Source organism: Caldibacillus sp. 210928-DFI.2.18 (genome assembly GCF_020554505.1).
Classification (GTDB): domain Bacteria; phylum Bacillota; class Bacilli; order Bacillales; family Caldibacillaceae; genus Caldifermentibacillus; species Caldifermentibacillus hisashii.
The window spans coordinates 1-355 of the sequence record NZ_JAJCHL010000246.1 but is presented as its reverse complement, the minus strand read 5'-3'; the positions used below and the strand labels follow the sequence as shown (position 1 = coordinate 355).

Annotated in this window: 1 tRNA gene; it reads right to left on the bottom strand. The window is 41.4% G+C overall.

Features of this window, described 5'->3' with window-relative positions:
- Positions 1–75: 75 nt before the first annotated feature.
- Positions 76–148, bottom strand: a tRNA-Thr gene (locus LIZ98_RS17760).
- Positions 149–355: the final 207 nt, after the last annotated feature.

Below are 355 nucleotides of genomic sequence, written 5' to 3'. Positions count from 1 at the left end.
CCTGAGGGAGCGGATTTACAGTCCGCCGCGTTTAGCCACTTCGCTACCCCTCCATTTATGTTAATTATGGAGCTATGCCGACTGCAGGACTTGAACCCGCAACCTACTGATTACGATTCAGTTGCTCTACCAATTGAGCTAAGTCGGCAAATATATTTTTGTCTTCAATAAAAATTTCCTTTGTTGACCTCATCCTCTTCTTGTTTTTAGGTGTCAAAGCTACCCACTATCTTTTTATATACTTTGAAAAACTTTATCGAAGAGTATTATTAACTGGTCAATATTTATTATAAGAAAAAGTGGTGGAGGTTGACGGGATCGAACCGCCGACCCCTTGCTTGTAAGGCAAGTGCTC